At 56.7% G+C, this 1,338-nt stretch carries 1 protein-coding gene; it reads right to left on the reverse strand.

Annotation, left to right across the window (positions count from 1 at the left end):
- Positions 1-36: 36 nt before the first annotated feature.
- Positions 37-1,281 (reverse strand): IS256 family transposase, encoded by a 1,245-nt coding sequence (locus tag L6966_RS11900; RefSeq protein WP_272878627.1) that lies wholly within the window; start codon positions 1,279-1,281, stop codon positions 37-39.
- Positions 1,282-1,338: the final 57 nt, after the last annotated feature.

Raw genomic sequence — 1,338 nt, forward strand, 5'->3', positions numbered from 1 at the left:
GGGACTGTCAGGTTAACGGTGTAAACCCACAACAATCTAGCGACCAGCCACCTGCGGCAACCGATCACCAAAAACAATAGCAAAAGCATTCAACGCCGGCTTCCACCGAGTCATCCACCGCCGGGCACCAGCCCCCGAAGGATCCAAAGACCTCACCGTCAAATACATAAACTTCAAAGCCGCCTCCTGCGACACAAAATGCCCACGCGACCTAGCAGAACGCCGCAAACGAGCGTTCAAAGACTCAATCGCATTCGTCGAATACAGCACCCGACGAACCTCCAACTCATAGGACAAAAACGGAATAAACTCCTCCCAACGCCGCCGCCACAAGGCACTAATAGCCGGATACTTCTCATCCCACGTCTGCCCAAAAGCCTCCAAAGCCGCCTGGGCGGCCTGCTCGCTCACTGCCTGATAGACCGGCTTCAAATCCCGGGAAATCGCCTCCCAGTGCCCCCTGGGAGCGTACTGCATGGAATTACGAATCATATGAATCACGCAATTTTGGACAATCGTGCGCTCAAAGACCGCGTTCACCGCCTCAGGCAGGCCGCTGAGCCCATCGCAGACCAGGTAGAAGATATCGGCGGTGCCCCGGTTCTTCAGCTCGGTCAGAATCTGCAGCCAGAACTTGGCTGATTCTCCTGCCCCCTCGGGCCCTGCCCAGATACCTAGCACATCCCGGTATCCTTGAGCGTTGACCCCCATCGCCACATAGAAGGGGCGGTTGCTCACCTGCCCTTCTCTGACTTTCAGGTAGATAGCGTCGATGAAGACGGCCACGTAGACCGTCTCGAGGGGACGGGTGGCCCATTCGTTCATCTGCTCTAGGACCGTTGAGGTGATGCGGCTGATGGTGTCTTTGCTGATGCTGGCCCCATAGATCTGCTCAAAGTGGGCTGCGATGTCCCCATAGGTGAGGCCTTTAGCTGCCAGGGAGAGGATGATTTCGTCGACGTTTTTCAGGCGGCGGGTGCGTTTGGGCACGATGGTTGGTTCGAAGGAGCCGTCGCGGTCGCGGGGGACTTTGATGTCGATGGGGCCGACGGTGTCGGTGAGGAGGGTTTTGGTGCGGTAGCCGTTTCTGGCGTTTTGGCTTGTTTCGTCGGGGTTTTCGGCGTGTTTGGGGTAGCCGAGGTGGTCGGTGAGTTCTTCATCGAGGGCGGCTTGGATGATGTCTTGGGTGAGGGTTTTGAGCAGGGTGTCGCTGCTGAGGTCTAGGCCTTGTTCTTTGGCTTGGGTGATGAGGTTTTGGGCGAGTTGGTGTTCTGTTGTCATGGTGTTATTTTCTCCTGTTGGGGTTTGGAGGGTTTACACCGTTTTTCTGACAGTCCC

This window comes from Rothia nasisuis (genome assembly GCF_928381405.1).
In the GTDB taxonomy this organism is placed as follows: domain Bacteria; phylum Actinomycetota; class Actinomycetes; order Actinomycetales; family Micrococcaceae; genus Rothia; species Rothia nasisuis.